Origin of the sequence: Colwellia sp. MB3u-55 (assembly GCF_014076785.1) — a bacterium.
In the GTDB taxonomy this organism is placed as follows: domain Bacteria; phylum Pseudomonadota; class Gammaproteobacteria; order Enterobacterales; family Alteromonadaceae; genus Colwellia_A.
Genome location: NZ_JACGUS010000081.1, coordinates 1 through 3,213, shown reverse-complemented (window position 1 = coordinate 3,213; position 3,213 = coordinate 1). Strand labels below are relative to the sequence as shown.

The following is a 3,213-nucleotide window of genomic DNA, read 5'->3' as shown; positions in this document are numbered from 1 at the left end:
CTGTGGATTAGTCTCCACGGTGTACTTCGTGTCGAAAGACTACTTAGGGTTGTATGGTTAAGTGACTAAGCGTATGTGGTGGATGCCTTGGCAGTTAGAGGCGATGAAGGACGTGTTAATCTGCGATAAGCATTGGTGAGGTGATAAAAACCGTTATAGCCAATGATTTCCGAATGGGGAAACCCACTGACATAAGTCAGTATCATTAAGTGAATACATAGCTTAATGAAGCGAACCAGGAGAACTGAAACATCTAAGTACCCTGAGGAAAAGAAATCAACCGAGATTTCGTTAGTAGCGGCGAGCGAACGCGAATCAGCCCTTAAGCTTATTGGGCGCTAGTGGAATGTACTGGAAAGTACAACGATACAGGGTGATAGTCCCGTACACAAAAGCAACCTTTGAGTGAAATCGAGTAGGACGGAGCACGTGAAACTTTGTCTGAATATGGGGGGACCATCCTCCAAGGCTAAATACTACTAACTGACCGATAGTGAACCAGTACCGTGAGGGAAAGGCGAAAAGAACCCCTGTGAGGGGAGTGAAATAGAACCTGAAACCGCATACGTACAAGCAGTGGAAGCCGGATTTAGTCCGGTGACTGCGTACCTTTTGTATAATGGGTCAGCGACTTATATTCTGTAGCAAGGTTAACCGATTAGGGGAGCCGTAGCGAAAGCGAGTGTTAACTGCGCGTTTAGTTGCAGGGTATAGACCCGAAACCCGGCGATCTACCCATGGGCAGGTTGAAGGTTGAGTAACATCAACTGGAGGACCGAACACACGTATGTTGAAAAATGCGGTGATGACTTGTGGGTCGGAGTGAAAGGCTAATCAAGCCGGGAGATAGCTGGTTCTCCCCGAAATCTATTTAGGTAGAGCCTCGCACGAACACCATTGGGGGTAGAGCACTGTTAAGGCTAGGGGGTCATCCCGACTTACCAACCCTTTGCAAACTCCGAATACCAATGAGTGATATGCGGGAGACACACTGCGGGTGCTAACGTCCGTTGTGAAGAGGGAAACAACCCAGACCGCCAGCTAAGGTCCCAAAGTACTAGTTAAGTGGGAAACGATGTGGAAAGGCATAGACAGCTAGGAGGTTGGCTTAGAAGCAGCCATCCTTTAAAGAAAGCGTAATAGCTCACTAGTCGAGTCGGTCTGCGCGGAAGATGTAACGGGGCTAAACTAGTCACCGAAGCTGCGGATTCATAGTTTACTATGAGTGGTAGGGGAGCGTTCTGTAAGCCGTTGAAGGTGAGTTGTAAAGCTTGCTGGAGGTATCAGAAGTGCGAATGCTGACATGAGTAACGATAAGGGGAGTGAAAAACTCCCCCGCCGAAAGACCAAGGTTTCCTGTCCCATGTTAATCAGGGCAGGGTAAGTCGGCCCCTAAGGCGAGGCGGAAACGCGTAGTCGATGGGAAACAGATTAATATTTCTGTACTTCTATATATTGCGAAGGAGGGACGGAGTAGGCTAAACAGGCACGGCGTTGGTAGTCCGTGTGAAAGTACGTAGGTGGTTGACTTAGGTAAATCCGGGTCTTCATTCAACACTGAGATACGAGACGAGACTCTACGGAGTTGAAGCTGTTGATGCCATGCTTCCAGGAAAAGCTTCTAAGCTTCAGATATATAGGAACCGTACCCCAAACCGACACAGGTGGTTAGGTAGAGAATACTAAGGCGCTTGAGAGAACTCGGGTGAAGGAACTAGGCAAAATAGTACCGTAACTTCGGGAGAAGGTACGCTACTCTCGGTTAAACCCTTGCGGTGTAAGCTAAGAGTAGTCGAAGTAACCAGGTGGCTGGAACTGTTTATTAAAAACACAGCACTGTGCAAAATCGAAAGATGACGTATACGGTGTGACGCCTGCCCGGTGCCGGAAGGTTAATTGATTCGGTTAGCGTAAGCGAAGCTGATGATCGAAGCCCCGGTAAACGGCGGCCGTAACTATAACGGTCCTAAGGTAGCGAAATTCCTTGTCGGGTAAGTTCCGACCTGCACGAATGGCGTAATCATGGCCACACTGTCTCCACCCGAGACTCAGTGAAATTGAATTTGCGGTTAAGATGCCGTATACCCGCGGCTAGACGGAAAGACCCCGTGAACCTTTACTATAGCTTGACAGTGAACATTGCTCCTACATGTGTAGGATAGGTGGGAGACTATGAAACTTTGTCGCCAGATGAAGTGGAGTCTACCTTGAAATACCACCCTTGTATGCGTGATGTTCTAACCTAGGGCCCTTATCGGGCTTGGGGACACTGTCTGGTGGGTAGTTTGACTGGGGCGGTCTCCTCCCAAAGAGTAACGGAGGAGCACGAAGGTTGGCTAAGTATGGTCGGACATCATACGGTTAGTGCAATGGCATAAGCCAGCTTAACTGCGAGACAGACACGTCGAGCAGGTACGAAAGTAGGTCATAGTGATCCGGTGGTTCTGTATGGAAGGGCCATCGCTCAACGGATAAAAGGTACTCCGGGGATAACAGGCTGATACCGCCCAAGAGTTCATATCGACGGCGGTGTTTGGCACCTCGATGTCGGCTCATCACATCCTGGGGCTGAAGTCGGTCCCAAGGGTATGGCTGTTCGCCATTTAAAGTGGTACGCGAGCTGGGTTTAGAACGTCGTGAGACAGTTCGGTCCCTATCTGCCGTGGGCGTTTGAGAATTGAAGAGGGCTGCTCCTAGTACGAGAGGACCGGAGTGGACGAACCGCTGGTGTTCGGGTTGTTATGCCAATAGCATTGCCCGGTAGCTACGTTCGGAACTGATAACCGCTGAAAGCATCTAAGCGGGAAGCAGGCTTTGAGATGAGTTCTCACTGGAGCTTTAAGCTCCCTAAAGGGTCGTTGGAGACTACAACGTTGATAGGTCAGGTGTGTAAGGACTGCGAGGTCTTGAGCTAACTGATACTAATTGCCCGTGAGGCTTAACCATACAACACCCAAGTAGTTTTGCTACGAAGTGTTTGTAAAAGACTGACATATAAAGAATAACTTCACGCACTGTAATGAATTGAATAAGAAAACGCTTTTATATTTATGGCTCTAACGAGCAACAGCTTTCAAGATTGTAACCTTTTTGTCTAGCGACAATAGCACTGTGGCACCACCTGATCCCATTCCGAACTCAGAAGTGAAACGCAGTAGCGCCGATGGTAGTGTGGGAGTTCCCATGTGAGAGTAGGACATTGCTAGGCTTCTA

General features: G+C 48.8%; 2 rRNA genes. Both read left to right on the top strand.

The window, feature by feature from the left end:
* The first annotated feature begins 55 nt into the window (after positions 1-55).
* Positions 56-2,946 (top strand): 23S ribosomal RNA (locus tag H4J66_RS05110).
* Positions 2,947-3,093: 147 nt separating this feature from the next.
* Positions 3,094-3,208 (top strand): 5S ribosomal RNA (gene rrf / locus H4J66_RS05105).
* The last annotated feature ends 5 nt before the right edge of the window (positions 3,209-3,213 follow it).